Origin of the sequence: Microvirga tunisiensis (assembly GCF_009296175.1) — a bacterium.
GTDB lineage: Bacteria > Pseudomonadota > Alphaproteobacteria > Rhizobiales > Beijerinckiaceae > Microvirga > Microvirga tunisiensis.
This window is the reverse complement of the sequence record NZ_VOSK01000040.1, coordinates 1-22,049: the sequence shown is the minus strand read 5'-3', so window position 1 is coordinate 22,049 and position 22,049 is coordinate 1. Positions and strand designations below refer to the sequence as shown.

Below are 22,049 nucleotides of genomic sequence, written 5' to 3'. Positions count from 1 at the left end.
GTTTTGGAAGGCTAGCGCATCGCGCGGAACCAGAGGTTCGCGTCAGCGAAAAATTGACCCGTTTTTCTGCAGCCGTCGATGCGCTACTTTGGGAATTGAGCCTCGGACCCAAAAGTGGGTCCGAGGCTCTCGTGCGATTGCTTCCCATGCTGCACGCGGCATCGCTTCGATCGCGATCTTTCAGACGTGCAGGATTCTAAGCTTACCGCGGCTGATTTTTCTTAGAGATCCCGGCACTGAAGCGTGCCCGGATCTCTCCGACGATGATGTTCAACTCCCGTTGCAGGCGGTTGAGTCGCGAGAGCAACTCTCCGTCCGGCATCCCTGTTGGATTCGGGCGGGATTCTCCGTTGGGGACAGGGTGCGTCATGCTGCGTAACTCTTCCAATGTCGTCGGGCCGATATTGGGGACGGTCAGCCATTGGGCATCTGAAATGCTGGCAACTTCGCGGATGGTGGGACACCGTCCTTGAAATTCCGCCAGAATGGCTCCCCGGACGCGTCCGGAGCATTTCTCAATTGGAAATGGATCGTCCAAACCCATCTCGCGCCCTCGCACACCAACCAGTGAGATACCGTCAATCAACGCCCGAACCGCCTTGGAACTTAGCTTTGTAGGACACTCCATGCGTACCGATTATACGAAGAAAAGAGCAGACGACCTTAAGGGGATGACGGCATGCGTTAGGAGTAGCCAAATTGGTATCGGCTAAGGCTTTGCGGTTTTTGAGTTTATGCCAAAACTCTAACGGCTAAGCTGCGCTGCCTGGCAGGATGCCGGTGCATCCATGGTGACAAGGTTGAGTTTTCCCGGCCACGGCATTCCCGTGAGGGAGCATTCACGGCGATTTTCTGGAGATTATTCCGGTACATGGTCATTATTAGCCGGCAACCTTATTGCGGTTGCGCCGATTGGTGGGTAAGCAAGGGGATTGTGCCGTATTTCTCGAATCCAGAGGACTGAATGTCTGCAACCTCGGTCTTGATCCACCTTTTCGGTGAGATTGCCCTGCTTCTCTGGGGCATCAACATGGTCAATAGCGGGGTTCAACGCGCTTTCGGCAGCGATCTGCGCTGGATCCTTGGGGTGGCGCTGAGGACGCGCCTGCAAGCCTTTCTCGCCGGTGTCGGTGTGACGACGGTCCTGCAAAGCAGCACGGCGACGGCCTTGATGGTGGCATCCTTTACGGCGGGAGGGGCGGTCGACATCATTCCGGCCCTGGCCGTGATGCTCGGCGCGAATGTGGGCACGACGCTCATCGTGCAGGTGCTCTCGTTCGACGTGTCCCTGATTTTCCCGGCACTGATCTTCGGCGGCTTCGTGGCTTACCGGAGAGGAAGAACAAGCCGGATCAAGGATCTCGGACGAGTGACCATCGGCCTCGGGCTGATGTTGCTGTCGCTTCATCTCCTGAGTGAAACGATTAGGCCTATCGAATCCTCGACGGTTATCAAGGACCTCCTGGCCGTCATTGCGCCTGATCCGCTGATCCTGGTGCTTCTGTCAGCAATCTTTGCATGGCTTGCCCATTCCAGCGTCGCCGCGTTGCTGTTCATCATGTCACTCGCAGGCGCCGGCGTCATCGACGCTCATTCGGCTCTGGTGATGGTGCTGGGCGCCAATCTCGGCAGCTCTCTCAATCCCTTGCTGGAGGGCACCAGCGGCGATCCCGTCAAACTGCGCGTGCCGTTCGGAAATTTCGCCATGCGGGTTATCGGTTGCCTCGTGGCATTGCCGCTGATCGACCCGATCCTGTCGGCAATGTCGATTTTCGACCCGCATCCGGCGCGGCTGGCGGCGAATTTCCACACGCTGTTCAACGTCATGGTCGCTGCAATATTCATCCTGCCGCTGCCCTGGATCGCGCAGCTGTTGCTCAAGGTCTTTCCGGAGAAGCTCCGCGCCTCCGATCCGGGCACGCCGCAATACCTCGACAAGGATGCCCTCGATACGCCGTCCGTCGCCCTCTCCAATGCGGCCCGCGAGGTCCTGCGCATGGTCGACACGGTGGAATCCATGTTACGGAGTTCCCAGGATCTCTTCCGCGAGGACGATATCAGCCGGGTCGACCAGGTGAGCCGCACGGACGATGTCTTGGACCGGCTTTTCAGCGCGATTCGCCGATATCTGAGCTCAATCAACCATGAGTCCCTGAGCGAGACGGAGGCGAAGCGTCTCTCGGACATCCTCGCCTTCGCCATCAACCTGGAACATGTGGGCGACATTATCGACAAGAACCTGATGGAATTGGCCGCCAAGCGCATCAAGAACCACCTGCGCCTGCCGAAGGACAGCCTGGAAGACATCACCAGCATGCATGCGAAGCTTCTGGAGCATCTGCAGCTTGCGGCCTCAGTGCTCATGTTCCAGGACCTTGGTTCCGCCCGCAGGCTTGTGTCCGAGAAAGAGCGGTTCCGCGATCTTGAGCGTGCGGTCGCCCAGAAGCATCTCGAACAACTTCGGTCCGGCAGGACGGTGGGCGACACGAGCGTGCTTCAGCTCGATATCGTGCGCGATCTCAAACGAATCGAGGCCCATATCGCCTCGACCGGGCATTCGCTCCTCGAACAGAGCGGAGAGCTCAAGCCAAGCCGCCTGACGTCCTGACCGCCAGACTATTTCTCATCCTTCAGGGCGCGCCAATCCATGTAGCGGATTGGTTCGGGGAGGCCGACGTCACGCCTCTCATGATCCGACAGTTGGCTCAAGTCGGAGATGATCGGCCCTTTTCTCTGGAAGACGGGCCGGAACCAGAGCTTCACATGCAGCCAATCACTCTCGACGCCGCGAAGGCGGCGGGCATCTTCGTATCTCATGACAGCCTACCGTGGTTGTTGGCCTGGGCTTCAGCGCCCTCAGTGATGAGATTGAAGATGCGCCTGCAGGGGGAGCTTGACAAAGCAAATGCCAATGGGCTGACATAAGGCAGGCTTATGGATCGCTATGTCTAAACTGCCGTCAAAACTTCCCCCGATGAGTGCCGTCAGAGTCTTCGAGGCGGCAGCACGCCATCAGAGCTTTACCCGCGCCGCCGAGGAACTCGGCATGACGCAGGCTGCCGTGAGCTACCAGATCAAAATCCTCGAGGACCGGGTCGGGGCACCGCTCTTCATCCGCTTGCCCCGCCAAGTGACGCTGACGGCGAAAGGGCGTCAACTCGCCCCGGCTGTGACCGAAGCTTTCGACGCTTTGCGGAACGCATTCGAAGGCGTCGAGGAGATGGTCCAGACGGTCCTGTCGATTACCACCCTGTCGACCTTTGCATCCAACTGGCTTGTGCCGCGTTTGGGGCGGTTCCGGCAGCTGCATCCGAACATTGCGGTTCAGATCGCCGTCTCGACCGAGATCGTGGAGTTTTCTCAAAGCGAGTTCGACATAGGAATCCGGAGCGGCACGGGCGATTGGCCGGGTCTTGAGACGCGTGTTCTGTTTCCCAACCAGTTCATACCCGTCTGCAGCCCGGAGTTGCTCCAAGGCGTCGAAGTGCGGGAGCCTATCGACATTCTCAAACTTCCGCTCATCTCGCCGAGCGATCCTTGGTGGCAGGATTGGTTCGCTGCGGCAGGAGTGAAGAACGTCGATCTCTCCCGGCGTCCGGACAACTCGCTCGGGGTGCAGCAGTTCGAAGGCATGGCGGCCATCGCCGGTCAGGGAGTGGCACTCATCAACCCCTTCTTCTTCCCTGACGACTTGGCGTCCGGGCGGCTCGTGAAGCCTTTCGATCTGCTGGCCACCACGGATCGAAGCTATTGGCTCGTTTATCCGAAGGCTCGCAGGCGATCCGCCAAGATCGAGGCCTTCCGGGATTGGGTGTTGAGTGAGGTGGCAGGGGACAGCGAAAGAACCTTTCCCGCAGCCCAGACGAAAACCGGAACCTGAAGCCCCGGTTGCGAGAGATCGTTACTCTGCGGCCTGAGCCTCAGGGGGCTTGGCGTTCAGATGCACGAGCATATCGATGAGCGCCCGGTCGTGGAGAACGACCATGCGTTCCTTGTTGTGGAGCCAGCTGACCGCATCCTCGATGGTCTCTGCATCGACGAGTTTGGCTTCCGCTAGAGCCCGTTCCGTCTCGATGACGCCGCGTTTGCGAGGCTGGGCGGACGGAAGCATTTCGATATGGCGCTCTCTCAGGTTCGCATCCGCATAGATGGCCCGGATACTGTCGGCATCGTCGAAGCCGAAGGTGATGTTGCGGGCCTGCAACTCGTTGGCGCGTGTCGCAATAGCCGGCGGCCGATACTCCTCAGGGGTTCGCAGAAGCCCGAGCCGTTTCAGCGCAAGACCGGCATCGAGCTGGCCGCTGAGCCATGAGAGAGGAATGGCAAGCAGCAGGCCGATGATCGTTGGGGACATCCACAGGAACAGGGATGTGGCGATCATGAAGGCGGAGATGCCCGCCAGCGCACCGAGAACCGTATGGGCCCGATGGCGGCGGACGATGTCCTTGAATGGAATGGACCCGTCGTCGCGGCGCTGTGGCTGCCAGCCGGTGTCGCGTCCGAGCAGGATCTGGAAGACGGAGCCCGACTGGATGAGCATCAGGATCGGCGCCAGGAGCGCGGAGAGGATCATCTCGATCGTGGACGAGATGATCAGCCGGATGCAGCCTCCCGATGCGCGCCGGTCGTCGCCGCGAATGAGCATCAGCAGAAGACCGAAAATCTTCGGTGCCAGCAGGATGCCCATGGTCAGTGCGAAAAGCGCCAAGGCTCGCTCCGGATCGAACCGGGGCCAGATCGGGTAGAGCCGAAAATCGCGGGCGAAATATTCCGGCCGGATGTAAGTGGTCTGCAGGACGAGCGCGATACCGACGATCAGTTGGAACAGCCAGAACGGCGAGGCCAGGTAGGACATGATGCCGGTGGCGAAGTGCTGCCGCGTCGGCAGCTTCAGGCCCTTGGCAGAAATGACCCGCGTGTGCTGGAGATTGCCCTGGCACCAGCGCCGGTCTCGGGCCGAGAGATCGATGAGGGAGGGGGGGCTCTCCTCGTACGACCCTTGCAGATCCGCCAGCATATAGACCGACCAGCCAGCGCGGCGCAACAGCGCCGCCTCGACGAAGTCGTGGCTCAGGATATGGCCGCCGAACGGAGGCTTGCCCTTCAGATCGGGCAGGCCGCCATGGGCGGCGAAGGCCTTGGTGCGAATGATCGCGTTGTGGCCCCAATAATTGCCGTCGCGTCCCATCCAGACCGCGAGGCCCATGGCAATGACCGGACCGGTGACCCGGGCGGCAAACTGCTGGACGCGGGCAAAGAGCGTGTTGCGGTTGATGATGAGAGGCAGCGACTGGATGATGCCGGCATCGGGATCTGCTTCCATGGCGGCGGCCAGGCGCACGATGCACTCGCCGGTCATGAGGCTGTCGGCGTCGAGCACGAGCATATGCTCGTAATGCCCGCCCCACCGCGACACGAAGTCGGCGATGTTGCCAGCCTTGCGGTGATGGTTCTTCTGCCGGTGGCGATAATAGAACCGCGCCCCAGGACCCAGACGCTCCCTTAAGGCAAGGAATGCACGCTCTTCCGCCACCCAGGCATCCGGGTGCGTGGTATCGGAGAGAATGAAATAGTCGAATTGGTCGCCAAGGCCCGTCGCTTGAACCGATTCATAGATCGCTTCCAGGGCGGCATAGGTGCGGTCCGTCTGCTCGTTGTAGACCGGCATAACGATAGCGGTGCGCTGCTGCAGCGAGGAAGGCAGAGGTCCCCGATGTCCGGGGCGCCTCAGCAGGGCGAAGAAGCCCAAGAGTGCGCTGGTGAACGCGATGGCAATCCAAGAGAAGTTCACCGTGAACAGCGCAACGAGCACCCACTGGAGTGCAGTCGTACGGCTCACCGACACGACCTGATACATCTCGTAGGTGCCGTAGGCCGTCAGCAGCAATCCGCCTCCGAAAACGAAGAGGCGGGCAAGCCGCGTCCCCAGCTTGGGATGCTGGAGAAGTGGTTTGCGCTCCTCCGATTCCGCCCAGCGCCGAAGCGACTGGGTCGGCATGTCGAGGCGCTTTTCGGGGGGCATAGCGGATGCGGGCCGCCCCAGGGCGGCTACATTCGGGTTTGAGTCGGGACTTACGGTGTCCAACGATAAAGCCATGTCTCGCTAATCGGTTTCCCGCCTGCTTCGAGGATCAGGCGCATCTCACACGCGTTTTCGTTGCCCGGGTCAAGCTCGAACGCAACTCTTACCGTTTTTCGCTCCGGATATGGCAAAAGTTTGAGGTTCTGGAACGTCCCAGGGCCAACGGTTAGAACCGATTTAAGGTCCGCCGGCAAATTGTCACCTAGAGCATCTCCGGAAAAGTCGACTGTGAAGCGCCGCCTCCGGCCCCCGCTGCCACGGCCGGAGCGCGTGGCCGATACGGTTGCGAGCGGCGGACGCTCCGGTGAGTTCCATCCCCAGTACTGTCGGTACGCAACGGCAACCTCGGATCCGGCCGTCATCGGCGCCTTCGGACGCCAGTAAGTGAGAATGTTGTCGTTGATCTCGGCGTCGGTCGGGATCTCGAGCAGCTGAACGCTGCCTTGGCCCCAATCGCCCAGAGGCTCGATCCAGAGGCTCGGACGGCGCTCGAAGTGCTGGTCGTCGTCCTGGAATGTTTCATAGGAACGTTCCCGCTGCAGCAGACCAAATCCGCGCGGAGAACTGTCGACGAAAGCCGAAATCTGAAGCGTTTCTGGATTGTGCAGCGGACGCCACAGCCATTCTCCCGAGCCGTTCAGCATCTGAAGACCCGAGGACTCGTAGACGGCCGGTCTGATATCGTCCGAGTTCAGGAGATCGTTCGGCCCATAGAGATAAGTCGACGCGATGCCGCCCAGTCCGACGTGCTCCAGATTGACGCGTGGGAAGAGGGTCGTTTCCACATCGACGATGGTCATGTCGCCCGGGCGGAACGTCATGCGCACCGCACCCGTGGTCGATTCCGAATCGAGCACGCCATGGACGGTGATGGTGTTGCTGCCCACCGCGGGGCGCTCGAGCCAGAAAGCACGGAAGACCGGAAACTCCTCGCCGCGCGATTCGGCCGGACGCAAGGTCAAAGCCCTCGCGATTGCGCCGTAAGTCTGGCCGCGTGCGATAGCGCGAAAGAAGGTGCCGCCCTGAACGAAGGCGAAATCGAATGGTCGGCCGTTTCCGATCTGCGCGATCAGCTTGAAGCCGGAATAGCCGATATCTGGTATATTGTTCGGTAGGTTGATGCGGCCATAGTCGAATTGAGAAGGACTAAAGCCAATCCGGCGGACGGCACCGTCCTCCACGACGAACAGATCGACCGCATCCCTGAAGACGAAGCCGCGATGGAGCGGCTCCACGGAAATGCCACGGGCTTCCGTGCTCCAGATGGCCGGCTGGTTGTATCGGATGGCGGAGTATTGCTCCTGATTCAGGTTGGCAAAGACATCCGGCAGATCGTTGGGGGCTGCCGCATACGGCTTCTTGGAGAGCTGTCGCGCAATGTCGATCACAACCGCAGGATCGAAACGCTGATTCTCGCCCATCCTTGCTGAAATCGTCGCTTGGGGTGTTTGGGCTCGAGCGGCTGACGCGTATGCAAGCCCGGCGACGGAGACGCCGATATAGGCCAGCATGTCGCGCCGGCGAGGATGGAAAGGGGACGGACCCCTTGGCGAAACCGGCACAGCGATACTCTTGTGTGAACGAGGCTCTTCAGCCAGACAGTTGGAATGCTCTATACATATCGTCAATCGTGAGCATGAAGTAAACGAGGCCGGGGGCGGAAACCACCTCATTGCTCATGAAATGATTGCCGAAATACCTCTTCTGATTTAGCTCCACGGCAAAGTGCCATCGGATTGAAACTGTATGACCTCGATTGATGCCTTCAAGACGCCCTCTTCCCGGAGCTGTCTCGCCGTCGTACTGGCGGCGGGCGAGGGCACTCGGATGAAATCCGGAAAGCCCAAAGTCCTGCATCAGGTCGCCAACCGTTCCATGGTCGGGCATGTGCTCGCGACCCTCACGAAGGCTGGCGCCACGAGCGTCGCGGTGGTCATCGGGCCGGATCGCGAGGACGTGGCCAAAGAGGTTCAGAAGGGTTTCCCCGAGGCGCGGATCTTCGTTCAAAAGGACCGGCTCGGCACGGCCCATGCGGTTCTGAGTGCTCGCGAGGCCCTGGAACTGGGAGCGGACGATGTGATCGTCGCTTTCGGCGACACGCCGCTCGTTCTGGCTGAGACCTTCGCCAAGCTGCGGGCGCCGTTGGCACAGGGAGCCGGCGTGGTCGCCATGGGCTTCGAGGCAAAAGATCCCACGGGTTATGGCCGTTTCATCACGTCGGGCGACGAGCTTCGTGCCATCCGCGAGCACAAGGATGCCAGCGTGGACGAACGGGAGATCACTCTCTGCAACGGCGGCCTGATGGCCATCCGCGGCGACCTTGCGCTAATGCTGCTCGATCGGGTCGGGAACGATAACGCCAAGGGCGAATATTATTTGACGGACATCGTTGAGATTGCCCGAGACCTCGGGCATCGGACGGCCATCGCCATTGTGCCTGAAGAGGAGGTGCACGGCGTCAACGACCGGGCGCAATTGGCAGCGGCCGAGCACATGATCCAGGGCCGCCTCCGCGAGGAGGCCATGGCATCCGGCGTGACCCTCATCGCTCCCGAAACGGTCTTCTTCAGCCATGATACCCAGCTCGGTCAGGATGTGGTGGTGGAGCCCCATGTGGTCTTCGGCCCGGGTGTCGTCGTCGAGGAGGGAGCGGTCGTTCACAGCTTCAGTCATCTGGAGGGTACGAGGATTGCATCGGGAGCGGGTGTCGGGCCCTTCGCGCGCCTACGCCCCGGGGCTAGGATCGGCCCCAAGGCCAAGGTCGGCAATTTCGTCGAGATCAAGAACACGGAACTCGGGGCCGGCGCCAAGGTGAGCCACCTGACCTATCTTGGCGACGCCAGCATCGGCGCCGAGGCGAATATCGGCGCGGGCACGATCACGTGCAATTACGACGGTTTCGGCAAATACCGGACCGAAATCGGCGAGGGAGCCTTCATCGGGTCGAATTCCTCGCTCGTGGCTCCCATCACCATCGGTAAGGGCGCATTCGTAGGCTCCGGCTCGGTTATTACGGACGATATCCCCGATAACGCATTGGGTCTTGGCCGTGGACGTCAGATTGTAAAGGAAGGCTGGGCCATCGAATTCCGACATAAAGCCAGGCCGCCAGGAAGAAATAATCGCTCTTGTCACAATAGGTTACGCAAGTTGATTCCGTTCTGAGGCGAGGCCTCTTTAAAGAGAGAGACCTCAAGCGTTGCGCTGTCGAATTGCATAAGGAAGTTTCTGGGAATGTGCGGAATCGTCGGAATCGTCGGGAAAACGCCTGTCGCGCCACAGATCGTAGAGGCTCTCAAGCGGCTTGAGTACCGGGGTTACGATTCCGCGGGCGTCGCAACGCTGGAGGAGGGACGGCTGGACCGCCGGCGGGCCGAGGGCAAGCTGCGCAATCTGGAGACCAAGCTGTCGCAGGCCCCACTGTCCGGCGTCGTCGGCATCGGACATACCCGCTGGGCGACCCATGGCAAGCCCAACGAGACCAACGCGCATCCGCATGCGACCGACAAGCTCGCGGTCGTCCATAACGGCATTATTGAGAACTTCCGTGAGTTGAAGACCGGGCTTGAGGCGAAGGGCATCCGGTTCGAGACCGAGACGGATACCGAGGTGGTGGCCCAACTAGTGACCTACGAGATCCGCCAGGGCCGCCTGCCCATCGAGGCCGTCGCCGTGACCCTGCCGCGCCTGCGCGGGGCCTTCGCTCTCGGTTTCCTGTTCTCGGGCGAGGAGGATCTCCTGATCGGGGCCCGTCACGGCGCCCCCCTCGCTATCGGCTATGGCGATGGTGAGATGTATCTCGGCTCCGACGCGCTGGCGCTGGCACCGTTCACCGATGAGGTGGCCTATCTGGACGATGGCGACTGGGCAATCCTGACCCGCAGGGGGGCCGACATCCGCGACGAGACGGGCAAGCCCGTGCAGCGGGTCCGTCATAAGATCCCCGTCGGATCCTTCCTGGCCGACAAGGGCAATTACCGCCACTTCATGGCCAAGGAGATTCACGAACAGGCGGAAGTCGTGGGACGCACGCTTGCCCACTATGTCAATTTCGCCTCAGAACGGGTTGAACTGCCTATCGAATTACCGTTCAGCTTCAAGGATCTGACGCGTATCTCCATTTCGGCCTGCGGAACGGCCTACCTCGCCGGATTGATCTCGAAGTATTGGTTCGAGCGTCTGGCACGGATCCCGGTCGAGATCGACGTGGCCTCCGAGTTCCGCTACCGCGAGGCCCCGCTCGAGCCCGGCGGCCTAGCGCTGTTCGTGTCCCAGTCGGGTGAGACGGCGGACACCCTCGCGTCGCTGCGCTACGCCACCGCGGAAAAGCAGCACACGCTCTCCGTGGTGAACGTGCCGACCTCGACCATGGCGCGGGAGAGCAGCGTCATCGCGCAGACGCTTGCCGGCGTGGAGGTGGGCGTGGCCTCGACCAAGGCCTTCACCTGCCAGCTCACCGTGCTCCTGTCTCTCGCCATCGCGGCCGGCCGGGCGCGTGGCACGTTGACTGTGGAGGAGGAGAAGGAGCTGGTGAACGCACTCGTCGCCGTTCCCGGTCAGATGACCGAAGCGATGAAGCGCGAGCACCAGATCGAGATCCTGGCCCGCGACCTCTCCAAGGCGAAGGACGTGCTCTATCTCGGACGCGGCACGTCCTATCCGCTCGCCATGGAAGGGGCCCTCAAGCTCAAGGAAATCTCCTATATCCACGCCGAAGGATACGCAGCCGGCGAGCTCAAGCACGGTCCGATCGCGCTCATCGACGAGACGATGCCGGTCATCGTGATCGCGCCTCACGACAGCATCTTCGAGAAGACGGTCTCGAACATGCAGGAAGTGGCGGCCCGCGGCGGCCGCATCATCCTCATCACGGACGAGCGTGGCGCCCTCGAGGCCGGGCTCGACACCATGGCGACCATCGTGATGCCCTCGGTGCACCCCATCGTGGCCCCGATCGTCAACGCGATTCCGATCCAGCTGCTCGCCTATCACACGGCCGTTTTCATGGGCAAAGACGTGGATCAGCCGCGCAATCTCGCGAAATCCGTGACGGTGGAGTGAGCGCTTCCACGGCCTCCATCCGTTTGGCCCGGCCCAGCGATCTGGGCAAACTCGGTGCCGTCGAGCGTTCGGCGGCCTCGGTCTTCAGGAGCGTCGATCTGGCTTGGCTGGCTGACGGCGGGACGATGGACCCCGTGGTCCTGGAGGCCCTTTGTCAGGACGGAACATTGTGGGTTGCCGTGGATGAGCGGGACGAGCCGGTCGGTTTCCTCGCAGCCCATGAGCTGGATGGACACTTCTACATCGCTGAGGTGTCTGTCGGGGCCTCGCATCAGCGTCGGGGCATTGGTGCCCGACTGGTAGAGGCTGCCATCGAGCATGGGAGACGCTTGGGATTCGGTGCCATGACGCTGACGACCTACCGCGACCTGACATGGAACGGACCGTTTTACACGCGGTTGGGCTTCGCCGAGATCGAACCCGGTGAGGCCGGTCCAGGGCACCGCGAGAAGTTGCGGGAAGAGGCAGCGGCCGGACACGACCCGGCAAGCCGCTGCATCATGGCGATCCGCCTCGATCAGCCGGCCCTCAGCAGCCGGATCGCGGAATCCCGCTCGAACATATAGAGCAGCACCCGCAGAGCCTGCCCCCTCTCGCTGACGAGATCGGGGTCGCGATCGACGATCAGGCGGGCGTCGTCCCGGGCGGCGCCGAGCAGGTCGCCGTCCACCTCCAGGCGGGCGAGCCTGAAGCCGGGCGTGCCGGACTGGCGGGTGCCCAGAACCTCGCCTTCGCCGCGCAGGCGCAGGTCCTCCTCGGCGATCCGGAAGCCGTCCTCGGTCTGGCGCATCATCTCGAGACGGGCCTGGGCGACCTGACCCAGCGGGCCCTTGTAGACCAGCAGGCAGGTGGAGGATTTCGAGCCACGGCCGATGCGTCCGCGCAACTGGTGGAGCTGGGCGAGGCCGAATCGCTCGGCGTGCTCGATGACCATGATCGTGGCGTTGGGCACATCGACGCCGACCTCGATCACGGTGGTGGACACGAGGACCTTGGTCTCTCCGCTGGAGAAGCGCTCCATGGCGGCGTCCTTGTCCTTGCCGGCCATCTTGCCGTGAACGAGGCCGACCTGATCGCCGAAGAAGCTTTGCAGCATCTCGAAGCGCTCCTCGGCGGCGGCCAGATCGATGGACTCGGATTCGCCCACGAGGGGACAGACCCAGTAGACCTGATCGCCATTAGCGATGGCGCGCCCGATGCCGCCGACCACTTCGTCGAGCCGGTCGATGGCAATCAGTTTCGTGGCGATCGGCTTGCGGCCCGCCGGCTTCTCGCTGAGCACGGACACGTCCATGTCGCCGAAATAGGTCAGCGCCAGGGTGCGCGGGATCGGGGTGGCGGTCATGACGAGAATGTCGACGGCTTCGCCCTTGGAGCCGAGCGCCAGGCGCTGGTGCACGCCGAAGCGATGCTGCTCGTCCACGACGGCGACGCCGAGATCCTGGAATGCGACGCCTTCCTGGAACAGGGCGTGGGTGCCGACCGCGATCTGGATGCTGCCATCGGCGAGCCCCGCCAGAATGGCTTTGCGAGCCGCGCCCTTCTCGCGTCCGGTGAGGAGGGCAAGGGTCAGCCCGGCCTGTTCGGCCATGGGAGCCAGGCGCTCGTAATGCTGGCGGGCGAGGATTTCGGTCGGCGCCATCATGGCGGCTTGGCGTCCGGCCTCGATGGCGCTCGCCATGGTCAGCAGGCCCACGACGGTCTTTCCCGAGCCGACGTCGCCCTGGAGCAGACGCAGCATCTTCTTGTCGGACACGAGATCGTGCCGGATGTCCTCGATGGCCTGCGCCTGGGAGCCCGTGAGACCGAAGGGCAGGGCGGCTTTCAACCGCTCGACCAGATGCCCGTCGCCCGCATTCACCCGGCCGGGCAGCCGCCGCATGCGGCTTCGAACCAGAGCCAACGCAAGCTGGGAGGCCAGCAGCTCGTCATAGGCGAGGCGCCGGCGCGGGGCGGATTTGGCGAGGGCGTCCTCGGAGAGCTGCGCGGCGTTGTCCGGCCTGTGGAGGGTCAAGAGCGCCTGCCGGAAATCGGGCAGCGCGTTCCGGTCGAGCCAGGCTTGATCCTGCCATTCGGGCAACTGAGGGGTCTTCTCGAGGGCGGCGCCGATGTAGCGGCCGACCATCCGGGAGGAGAGGCCCTCGGTCAGGCCATAGACGGCCTCGACCGCCGGTAGGCTCTCGATGCCGCGCTCGTCCAGGATCCGGTCCGGGTGGACCATCTGGCGCCTTGCCTCCCAGAGCTCGATCTTGCCGGAGACGTAGCGGCGCTCGCCGACGGGCAGCAGCTTTTCCAGACGGGCTTTCTGGCCGTTGAAGAAGATCAGCGTCACGTCCCCGGTCTCGTCCTCGACCAGGACCCGGTAGGGCGCCCGGCGTCCCGGCGGCGGGGGGCGGTGAGCGACGACGGTGACCGAGAGCGTCACCGGCTCGCCGACGGGGGCATCGGCCACCGACCCCTTCATCTCCCGCGAGATGCCGCTCGTTGGGACGTGGAACAGCAGATCCATGACGCGGGTCGGCTTGCCCGGTTCGCCGAGGAGACGGTCCAGCAGGGGGGCGATCTTCGGCCCAACGCCGGGCAGGGTGTTGGCCGGGGCGAACAGCGGATCGAGAATGGAAGGACGCAAGGACATTCAATCGGGTGGCAACGGGGAGGGAGATGGTTATATAGCGGCCAAGCCGCCCTTAGGCGACGCAATCTTATCAGATCGGAGCATTGTCATGAGCGGAACGACACGCAGCAGCGCCGGCCTCGACATCCGTCGCAGGCAGATCCTGTATCGCTCCTGGCATCGCGGCATGCGGGAGATGGACCTGATCATGGGCCGCTTCGCGGACGCGCAGATCGGCGAGCTCTCGGAAGAGGACCTCGCCGAGTTCGAGCGCCTGATCGAGGTGACCGACCGGGACCTGCTCGGCTGGATCACGGGCGAGATCGAAACTCCGCAGAACTACGACACGCCCCTGTTCAAGCGGCTGAAGGCGTTCCACACCCACACCTCGCCGATTCATAGTTGAAGACCTCCCCGCGAAGGCTCTTCCTGCCTTGCAGGATACTTAGAGTAAGAGCACTTGAATGTAGGCTCCCTCGTCATGGCCGGGCTTGTCCCGGCCATCCCGATTGGAAAAACGCTGTACCTCAATCAATCGAGATCACCGGCACGAGGCCGGTGATGACGTGGGAGGACGATGCTCGGTGAGAGGAAGCAAAACACCTCAACAGGGATGACAGGAAGCACGGCGTCGGACTACACCATCCCTCTTTTCTCTCATTCGACGAACCGGGCGGAATCGCCTGCGTTCTTCTTGATCTCAGACCCGATACCTCATCATGAAGCCAGCCCTGACCCGTGCCCTCGATGCCCTGAAGAAGGGTCAAAGCCTGACGTTGTCCAGCGTGCCGGACGGCTTCGACGCGCTTGCCGTCGCCGATCTCGCGCGCGGCCTGTCGGGGCAGGTGGAAGGTCCGGCCGTTCTGGTCCATGTCGCCCGCGACGGGCAGCGGCAGCAGAATTTCGCCAGCAGCCTCGCCTTCATCGCGCCCGAGATCGAGATCCTGACGTTCCCGGCCTGGGACTGCCAGCCCTATGATCGTGTTTCGCCCAATGCCGCGATCACCGCGCAGCGGATGACGACGCTCGCGCGGCTCGCCCGCTCCAAGACCTCCGAGGACAAGCCGCGCATCCTGTCGACGACCGTGAACGCCCTGGTCCAGCGCGTGCCCCCGAAATCCCGCATTGCGGCGGAGACCTTCTCGGCAGCGCCTGGCAACGTGGTCGACACGACGCAACTGATCAACTGGCTGGAGGCCAACGGCTTCCTGCGCACGGGCACCGTTCGGGACACGGGCGAATACGCGGTGCGCGGCGGCATCATCGATCTCTTTCCGGCAGGGCTGCCCAACCCAGTTCGCCTCGACTTCTTCGGCGATGCGCTCGAATCGATCCGCGCCTTCGACCCCGAGACGCAGCGCACGGTCGGGACCCTGCGCTCCCTGGATCTCGTGCCCATGAGCGAGGTTCAGCTCACCACCGAGAGCATCCGGCGCTTCCGGCAGGCCTATGTGGCGGCCTTCGGTGCCCCCACCCGCGACGACCGGCTCTACGAGGCGATCAGCGAGGGGCGGCGCTATCCCGGTCTCGAACACTGGATGCCGCTGTTCCACGACCATCTCGACACGCTGCTCAATTATTTGCCGGGCATTCCGGTCGTGTTCGATGCGCTGGCCGACGATGCCGCTGCCGAGCGCCTTGCCCAGGTGAAGGATTATTACGACGCCCGCCGCGAGGGCATGGGGCAGAACCAATCCGGCGTCGCGCCCTATCGCCCGCTGCCGCCGGATGCGCTCTATTTCAAGCCCGAGGAATGGTCCGAGCGCACCGCGGGACTTCCGCTCGCGCGGCTCACGCCGTTCGCGCTCCCGGAGTCGGCCGGTCGTCTCGTCATCGACTGCGAGGCACGCCAGGGCCGCAACTTCATCGCCGAGCGCGCGGACGAGAACGCCAACGTGTTCGAGGCGGTGATCCGGCACATCCGCGACCTCCAGGCCGCCAAGAAGCGCGTGATGCTTGGCGCCTGGACCGAGGGCTCGCGGGAGCGCCTCTGCCACGTGCTGCAGGACCACGACTTGCGCCAGACGAAGCCCATCGCGCGCTTCTCGGACGCGATGGCCTATCCGCGCAACGAAATCCCGGTCGGTATCTGGCCTCTGGAATCGGGCTTCGAGACGGCCGATCTCGTCGTCATCAGCGAGCAGGACATCCTGGGCGATCGTCTGGTGCGCCAGAAGCGCAAGTCCAAGCGGCCGCAGGATTTTCTCACTGAAGTCGCGGCGCTGACGCCGGGCGATCTCGTGGTCCACGTGGATCATGGCATCGGGCGCTTCGAGGGGCTGAAGACCATCGAGGCCGCGGGGGCGCCGCATGACTGCCTCGAGCTGCATTATGCGGGCGGCGACCGCCTGTTCCTTCCGGTGGAGAACATCGAGCTTCTGACCCGCTACGGCTCCGAGGAGACGGAGGTCCAGCTCGACAAGCTCGGCGGCGGGGCTTGGCAGGCACGCAAGGCCCGCATGAAGCAGCGCATCCGGGAGATGGCGGGCGCGCTCATGAAGATCGCTGCCGCCCGCATCCTCAAGGACGCCCCGCGCCTGACGCCGCCGGAGGGGCTCTACGACGAGTTCGCTTCCCGCTTCCCCTATGACGAGACCGAGGACCAGCTCAACGCCATCGAGGCCGTGCTCGACGACATGGCCTCGGGCCGCCCGATGGATCGTCTCGTCTGCGGCGACGTCGGCTTCGGCAAGACCGAGGTGGCGCTGCGGGCCGCCTTCGTGGCCGCCATGGGCGGCAAGCAGGTGGCCGTGGTGGTGCCGACGACGCTGCTCTCCCGCCAGCATTACCGCACCTTCTGCGACCGCTTTAGGGGCCTGCCTCTCAACGTGGCCCAGGCGTCCCGCTTCGTGCCGGCCGCCGAGATGAAGAAGACCAAGGAGGGGCTGGCCGACGGATCGGTCGACATCGTCATCGGCACCCATGCCGTGCTCGGCAAGACGATCAAGTTCAAGGACCTCGGCCTCATCATCGTCGACGAGGAGCAGCATTTCGGAGTGTCGCACAAGGAGCGCCTGAAGGAGCTGCGCGCCGAGGTTCACGTGCTGACCCTCTCGGCCACGCCGATCCCGCGCACCCTGCAGCTTGCTCTCACGGGGGGCCGCGAGCTGTCGCTGATCACGACGCCTCCGGTGGACCGCCTGGCGGTGCGCACCTTCATCACGCCCTTCGATCCGCTGCTCATCCGCGAGGCGCTCCTGCGCGAGCGCTACAGGGGCGGACAGGCGTTCTACGTGGTGCCACGCCTCGACGATCTCGGCGACGTGAAGGCCTTCCTCGATAAGGAGGTGCCGGAGGCGAAGGTGGCGGTGGCGCACGGCCAGATGGCGGCCGGTCAGCTGGAGGACGTCATGACGGCCTTCTACGAGGGCAAGTACGACATCCTGCTCTCCACCACCATCGTGGAATCGGGCCTCGACATTCCGACCGCCAACACGCTCATCGTCCACCGGGCCGACATGTTCGGCCTGTCCCAGCTCTACCAGCTGCGCGGACGCGTCGGGCGCTCCAAGACCCGTGCCTATGCCCTGTTCTCGGTCCCGGCCAACAAGTCGCTGACGGTTCAGGCGGAGCGGCGCCTGAAGGTGCTGCAGACCCTCGATACCCTGGGAGCCGGCTTCCAGCTCGCCTCGCACGATCTCGACATCCGCGGCGCGGGCAACCTCTTGGGCGAGGAGCAGTCCGGCCACATCAAGGAGGTCGGCTACGAGCTCTACCAGCAGATGCTGGAGGAGGCGGTGGCGCAGCTCAAGGCCGGCATCGAGGAGCCGGCTGAGGATCAATGGTCGCCCACCATCGCGGTCGGCTCGCCGGTGATGATCCCGGAGAGCTACATCGCCGATCTGCAGCTGCGGCTGGGCCTCTACCGCCGCCTCTCGACCTTCGAGACCGATCAGGAAATCGACGCCTTCCGGGCGGAGCTGGTGGACCGGTTCGGCCCCGTGCCGTCCGAGGTCGACCAGCTTCTCAAGATCATGGCGATCAAGGTGCTCTGCCGCCGTGCCAACGTGGAAAAGGTGGATGGAGGGCCGAAGGGCATTATCATCTCGTTCCGCGACAATTCCTTCGCCAATCCGACCGGCCTCATCTCCTACGTCACCGAGCAGGCCTCCTTCGCGAAGGTACGTCCCGACATGAAGATCGTCTTCATTCGCGACGTCGAGACCCCGGACGAGCGCATCAAGGCCTCGACCACGATCCTGCGCAGCCTCGTGCGCATCGCGGAGAAGAAGGCGGCATAAGAGGCTGGATCATCGACTGCCCCTCCCGCACTTCGTGCGCGGAGGATCACAATCTCTCACGTCATGGCCGGGCTTGTCCCGGCCATCCCGATACGAAGGGGTGCGCCGCCTCAAGCAACCGAGATCACGGGCACAGGGCCGGTGATGACGGCGGAACGAATCTTCGTCGGCCTCCGAGGGCCGCCTGAGCCTAATTGGGATGGACGTGTGTCAGAGATCCGGCGCCGCGACGGCGTGCATGCTGAGCTGGTTCTGGAGCATCGTGGCGGCCCCGTTCACACCGCCCGTGATGATGACGGGCGTCCCGCTCTCCGCCAGATTCTTGCGCAGGCGGCTGGCGAGCTCCATGAAGCGGCGGCGCTCGGCCCATCCGGCCTGGCGAGGCATTTGAAGCACCACGGCAGCCGGGCTCGGGATCAGGGCTAGAACGTCGTCCGCGGCCTCGAAGGGGGTCGTGACGCTCGCATATCCCATGCCGGCCAGCTCTGCAGAGAGAGCGCCGTCGGGAGCACGTTCGCCATTGTCGACAACAAGGACCTTCGGCATTCCGTTCATGACGATACCCTGCGGTTGGACGCGACAGATGGGACAGGAGGTGCTCACCTAACGTCGAAGCGCAGCATTAGTTTCATTGTCTACATGAATGGAAGCTCAACAATAGGTGGTATGCGCCGCCCATTTGGGTTAGCGCGGCGGCCGCCACCACGTGTCGATATTGGTCCCCATGAGCGGTGTCCTGTCCGGCCGTTTCAGGTCGTTGCTGTAGGCAAGCCATTGATCTTTCAGGTAAAACAGAGGAACCACATAGAAGCCTGACAGAAGCGTCCGATCGAGGGCGCGAACGGCGGAGACGAAATCCTCCCGGCTTCTGGCCTCCAGCAGGGCGTCGATGAGGTGGTCTATTGTAGGCGAGGCGACTCCGGCGTGGTTGTGCGAGCCGCTTCTCCCGGCCGCAGTCGAGCCCCAGCGGTTGCGCTGCTCGTTGCCCGGGGAGGGCGTCCCGGCCCAGAGCCACTGCACCATGTCGAAGTCGAAGCGGGCGAGACGGCGCCAGTACTGCACGTCGTCGACGAGGCGCACCCGCGCCTGAATGCCGATGCTGCCCAGGGATTGCGAGAAGTTGAGAGCCAGCCGTTCCTGCGAGCGGGAATTGACCAGCATTTCGAAGGCGAAGGGCTCTCCGCTGCCCTTCTTGCGCAGGACGTCGTTCTCGAGAACCCAGCCCGCCTCGGACAGCAGCGCGAGAGCGCGTCGCGCCATGTCCCGGTCCCGGCCCGATCCGTCGCCGGCGGGCGGCTCCCACCGGCCTTCGAGGATGTCTTCGCGGACGGCGCCGGGAAACGCCGCCAGCAGGGCCCGCTCCTTTTCATCGGCGGGCCTGCCGGTGGAGGCGAGGTCGGAACCGGAGAAATAGCTGTCGGAACGGGTCAACTGGCCGAAGAACAGGTTGCGGTTCACCCAGTCGAAATCGAACAGGTAGCCGATGGCCTCCCGGACCCTGACGTCGGCGAACAGGGGTTTTCGGGTGTTGAAGACGAAGCCGTTCATGCCCTTCGGCAGCCGGGTCGACATGGTGTCCCGGACGATGCGGCCCTCCCTGACGGCGGGAATGTCGTAGCCCGTAGCCCACTGGCCAGGGTCGCCCTCGATCCTAAAATCGTAAAGTCCCGCCTTAAAAGCCTCGAACAAGCTGTTGGCATCGCGATAGAAATCGTATCGGATCTCGTCGAAGTTGTAGAGCCCGCGGGTGATGGGCAGATCCTCGCCCCAGTAATCCTTGCGGCGGGTCAGGACGACCCGTTCGCCGGGCCTGACCTCGGTCAGAGCATAAGGGCCGGAGCCGATGGGCGGGGTGAGAGAAGTCTTGTCGAAGGTCTCCATCCGGGTGGCATGGGCGGGAAAGATCGGCATGGTCATGCCGATGAGCAGCGGCAGCTCCCGGTCGTTCGAGCCGGACAGGTCGAACCGGATGCGGTGCGGGTCCAGAATCTCGACCGATCTGACCTGCCCGAAGCTCGAGCGGTAAAAGGGTTTGCCGTATGTCTTCAGCGCCTCGAACGAGAAGCGCACATCCTCGGCCGTCAGCGGATGGCCGTCGGAAAAGCGGGCCCGGGGATCGAGGTTGAAGGTGATGAAGCTCCGGTCCTCCGGCATCTCAACGGTGCGGGCGACGAGGCCGTAGATCGTGAACGGCTCGTCGGTCGAGCGCATCATCAGGCTCTGGAGCGCGTAGCGCGGCACCACGTCCGGGGCGACGCCCAGAACGATCAGGGGATTGAGGCTGTCGAAGGTACCCTGGAGGGCGAGCGTGATTCGGCCGCCTCTCGGCGCCTGCGGGTTGGCATAGGGCAGGTGCTCGAAACCCGGCTCGAGCGCGGGCTCTCCATGCATCGCGATGCCATGACGCAGCATCCCCTGCTCGGCGGCGGCGGACCCCAAGCCCGGCAGGAGAAAGGCAACAGCAAGCAGCAGATTCCGTATAAGCCAGCGGCCCATGGCTCTCCCGGTGCAAGACGGCACTTACCTGGGCAATGTTGTACAGAAATTTACCTCAGGTGACTGGAAACCTAGCACACGAAAGGTTAAAGGAGCGCCACACGTCTTGTCTTCGCCACATTAGGCAAGGATTTGGACCCCGTCATCGCAGGTTAAGAACACGCCGGATAAACGGCCTATTCGAAAGCCGATCTTTCGACTGAAGAGGATCTAACGACATGTCATTCGCGACACGCTTCGCGAGCCTGGGGGGGACCCGTGGCCTGGCAACAGCTCTGGCCCTTCTGGTGAGCGCACCCGTTCTGGCTCAGACCGCTCCGGCTCAAAGGCCCGCCGCTCCGGCTGCCCGTCCCGCCGCTCCGGCCCAGCAGCCGGCTCCAGGCGCCCAGCCGCAGCAGAATGCCGGCCCCACGGTCGTGACCGTGAAGGCCGAGCCGTCCCAGCCGGAATGGACCAAGGTCTGCGGCAAGGACCAGAACACCAACACCGAGATCTGCTACACCACCCGCGACTTCGTGTCGGATCAGGGCCAGCCGGTTCTCGCTCTCGCCGTCTATGACGTGAAGGGCCAGCAGCCGCAGAAGGTCGTACGCTTCGTGATGCCGCTCGGCCTGCTCCTGCAGCCCGGCCTGCGCTTCGCCGTCGATCAGGGTCAGGCGACCCCCGGCCGCTACGTCATGTGCCTGCCCAACGGCTGCTTCGCCGAGGCCCAGGTGAAGGACGACTTCATCGCCGCCATCAAGAAGGGCGCCAACCTGAACGTTAGCGTCCAGAACCAGATGGGCCGCGAGATCACCTTCGCCGTTCCGGCGGCAGGCTTCGGCAAGGCCTTCGACGGTCCTCCGAACGACCCGAAGGTGCTCGAGGAGCAGCAGAAGAAGCTCCAGGAAGAGCTGCAGAAGAAGAGCGAAGAGATGCGCCAGCGCATGCTCCAGAGTGGCGGTGCCGCTGCTCCGGGCGCTGCCGCTCCGGGCGCTCCGGCTCCGGCTGCTCCCAAGCCGTAAGGCTCGAGGCATCGAACAAACGAAAACGCCGGGCTCAACAGCCCGGCGTTTTCGTTCGGCTTGACGAGGATCTCAGTTGGCCAGGATCGGATGGGCCTTGTAGCTGCCATTCTTATCCCGGGTGAACATCTCGGCAATCATCGGATTGCGCAGCGGCTCACCGGAATGGTCGGGCAGGAGATTCTGCTCGGAAACGTAGGCGATGTATTCGGTTTCCGCGTTCTCGGCGAAGAGGTGGTAGAAGGGCTGGTCCTTGTGGGGCCGCACTTCCTCAGGGATCGACAGCCACCAGTCCTCCGTGTTGTCGAATTCCGGGTCGACGTCGAAGATGAGCCCCCTGAAATCGAAGACCCGGTGCCGAACCACTTGGCCGAGCGCGAATTTTACTGAACTCGCTTTCATGGTAACATTGGCAAAAGTCCGGGCTGAGCTGGCGGGTCGGGGTTCCGGCGCAGCGACAATTCTGATTCAATCCCCTGCATGTCACCGGCCCCGGATCTTGATGGCCTGTCGAACGCCGATCTGAAGCGGTTGGTGCTGGAGCTGTTGGG

At 63.3% G+C, this 22,049-nt stretch carries 16 protein-coding genes; 8 read left to right on the top strand and 8 right to left on the bottom strand.

Features of this window, described 5'->3' with window-relative positions; genetic code table 11:
• Nucleotides 1-202: 202 nt before the first annotated feature.
• Complete coding sequence (locus FS320_RS13020) at nt 203-544, bottom strand: hypothetical protein (protein WP_152712152.1); 342 nt, start codon at nt 542-544, stop codon at nt 203-205.
• Between the two features lie 420 nt (nt 545-964).
• Between FS320_RS13020 and FS320_RS13015 the strand changes: the two genes are divergently transcribed.
• The gene (locus FS320_RS13015; RefSeq protein ID WP_152712150.1) at nt 965-2,608 is read left to right on the top strand and encodes a Na/Pi cotransporter family protein; all 1,644 of its coding nucleotides are present in this window, start codon (nt 965-967) and stop codon (nt 2,606-2,608) included.
• Between the two features lie 8 nt (nt 2,609-2,616).
• Here FS320_RS13015 and FS320_RS13010 read toward each other — a convergent pair whose 3' ends face one another.
• A complete protein-coding gene (locus FS320_RS13010; protein WP_152712148.1) occupies nt 2,617-2,817 on the bottom strand; it encodes a hypothetical protein in 201 nt (66 codons plus the stop codon).
• 127 nt (nt 2,818-2,944) lie between these two features.
• Here FS320_RS13010 and gcvA point away from each other — a divergent pair, with 127 nt between their 5' ends.
• Complete coding sequence (gene gcvA / locus FS320_RS13005; protein ID WP_152712146.1) at nt 2,945-3,880, top strand: transcriptional regulator GcvA; 936 nt, start codon at nt 2,945-2,947, stop codon at nt 3,878-3,880.
• Nucleotides 3,881-3,901: 21 nt separating this feature from the next.
• Here the strand turns inward: gcvA and mdoH are convergent, their stop codons facing one another.
• Together mdoH and FS320_RS12995 are read right to left on the bottom strand one after the other, a co-directional pair.
• Complete coding sequence (gene mdoH, locus FS320_RS13000; protein ID WP_152712144.1) at nt 3,902-6,097, bottom strand: glucans biosynthesis glucosyltransferase MdoH; 2,196 nt, start codon at nt 6,095-6,097, stop codon at nt 3,902-3,904.
• Nucleotides 6,073-7,503: an OpgD/OpgG family glucan biosynthesis protein gene (locus tag FS320_RS12995; protein ID WP_152712142.1), complete on the bottom strand. Its 1,431-nt coding sequence runs from the start codon at nt 7,501-7,503 to the stop codon at nt 6,073-6,075. The genes mdoH and FS320_RS12995 overlap by 25 nt, the downstream gene beginning before the upstream one ends.
• Nucleotides 7,504-7,828: 325 nt before the next feature.
• Here FS320_RS12995 and glmU point away from each other — a divergent pair, with 325 nt between their 5' ends.
• From glmU to FS320_RS12980, 3 genes are all read left to right on the top strand, one after another.
• Nucleotides 7,829-9,247, top strand: coding sequence for a bifunctional UDP-N-acetylglucosamine diphosphorylase/glucosamine-1-phosphate N-acetyltransferase GlmU (gene glmU, locus FS320_RS12990; protein ID WP_152712140.1), 1,419 nt, complete (start codon nt 7,829-7,831; stop codon nt 9,245-9,247).
• A 69-nt stretch (nt 9,248-9,316) separates the two neighbouring features.
• Entirely contained in the window at nt 9,317-11,143 is a 1,827-nt protein-coding gene (glmS, locus tag FS320_RS12985; RefSeq protein ID WP_152712138.1) for a glutamine--fructose-6-phosphate transaminase (isomerizing), read from the top strand.
• Nucleotides 11,140-11,709, top strand: coding sequence for a GNAT family N-acetyltransferase (locus tag FS320_RS12980; protein ID WP_162002957.1), 570 nt, complete (start codon nt 11,140-11,142; stop codon nt 11,707-11,709). Before glmS ends, FS320_RS12980 begins: the two co-directional genes overlap by 4 nt.
• On the opposite strand, the gene recG is transcribed toward FS320_RS12980, so the two are convergent.
• On the bottom strand, nt 11,661-13,778 hold the full coding sequence (gene recG, locus FS320_RS12975) for an ATP-dependent DNA helicase RecG (RefSeq protein ID WP_152712136.1): 2,118 nt from the start codon (nt 13,776-13,778) through the stop codon (nt 11,661-11,663). The two genes, FS320_RS12980 and recG, sit on opposite strands and share 49 nt — an antisense overlap.
• Nucleotides 13,779-13,866: 88 nt before the next feature.
• Here recG and FS320_RS12970 point away from each other — a divergent pair, with 88 nt between their 5' ends.
• On the top strand, nt 13,867-14,163 hold the full coding sequence (locus FS320_RS12970; protein ID WP_152712134.1) for an FAD assembly factor SdhE: 297 nt from the start codon (nt 13,867-13,869) through the stop codon (nt 14,161-14,163).
• A gap of 313 nt (nt 14,164-14,476) precedes the next feature.
• Nucleotides 14,477-17,998, top strand: coding sequence for a transcription-repair coupling factor (mfd, locus tag FS320_RS12965; protein WP_152712132.1), 3,522 nt, complete (start codon nt 14,477-14,479; stop codon nt 17,996-17,998).
• Nucleotides 17,999-18,208: 210 nt separating this feature from the next.
• On the opposite strand, the gene FS320_RS12960 is transcribed toward mfd, so the two are convergent.
• On the bottom strand, nt 18,209-18,553 hold the full coding sequence (locus FS320_RS12960) for a response regulator transcription factor (RefSeq protein WP_152712130.1): 345 nt from the start codon (nt 18,551-18,553) through the stop codon (nt 18,209-18,211).
• A 129-nt stretch (nt 18,554-18,682) separates the two neighbouring features.
• Nucleotides 18,683-20,494: an extracellular solute-binding protein gene (locus FS320_RS12955; protein ID WP_152712129.1), complete on the bottom strand. Its 1,812-nt coding sequence runs from the start codon at nt 20,492-20,494 to the stop codon at nt 18,683-18,685.
• Nucleotides 20,495-20,712: 218 nt separating this feature from the next.
• Between FS320_RS12955 and FS320_RS12950 the strand changes: the two genes are divergently transcribed.
• Complete coding sequence (locus FS320_RS12950) at nt 20,713-21,498, top strand: invasion associated locus B family protein (protein WP_152712127.1); 786 nt, start codon at nt 20,713-20,715, stop codon at nt 21,496-21,498.
• Nucleotides 21,499-21,570: 72 nt separating this feature from the next.
• On the opposite strand, the gene hspQ is transcribed toward FS320_RS12950, so the two are convergent.
• Entirely contained in the window at nt 21,571-21,900 is a 330-nt protein-coding gene (gene hspQ, locus FS320_RS12945) for a heat shock protein HspQ (RefSeq protein WP_152712125.1), read from the bottom strand.
• Nucleotides 21,901-22,049 lie beyond the last annotated feature (149 nt).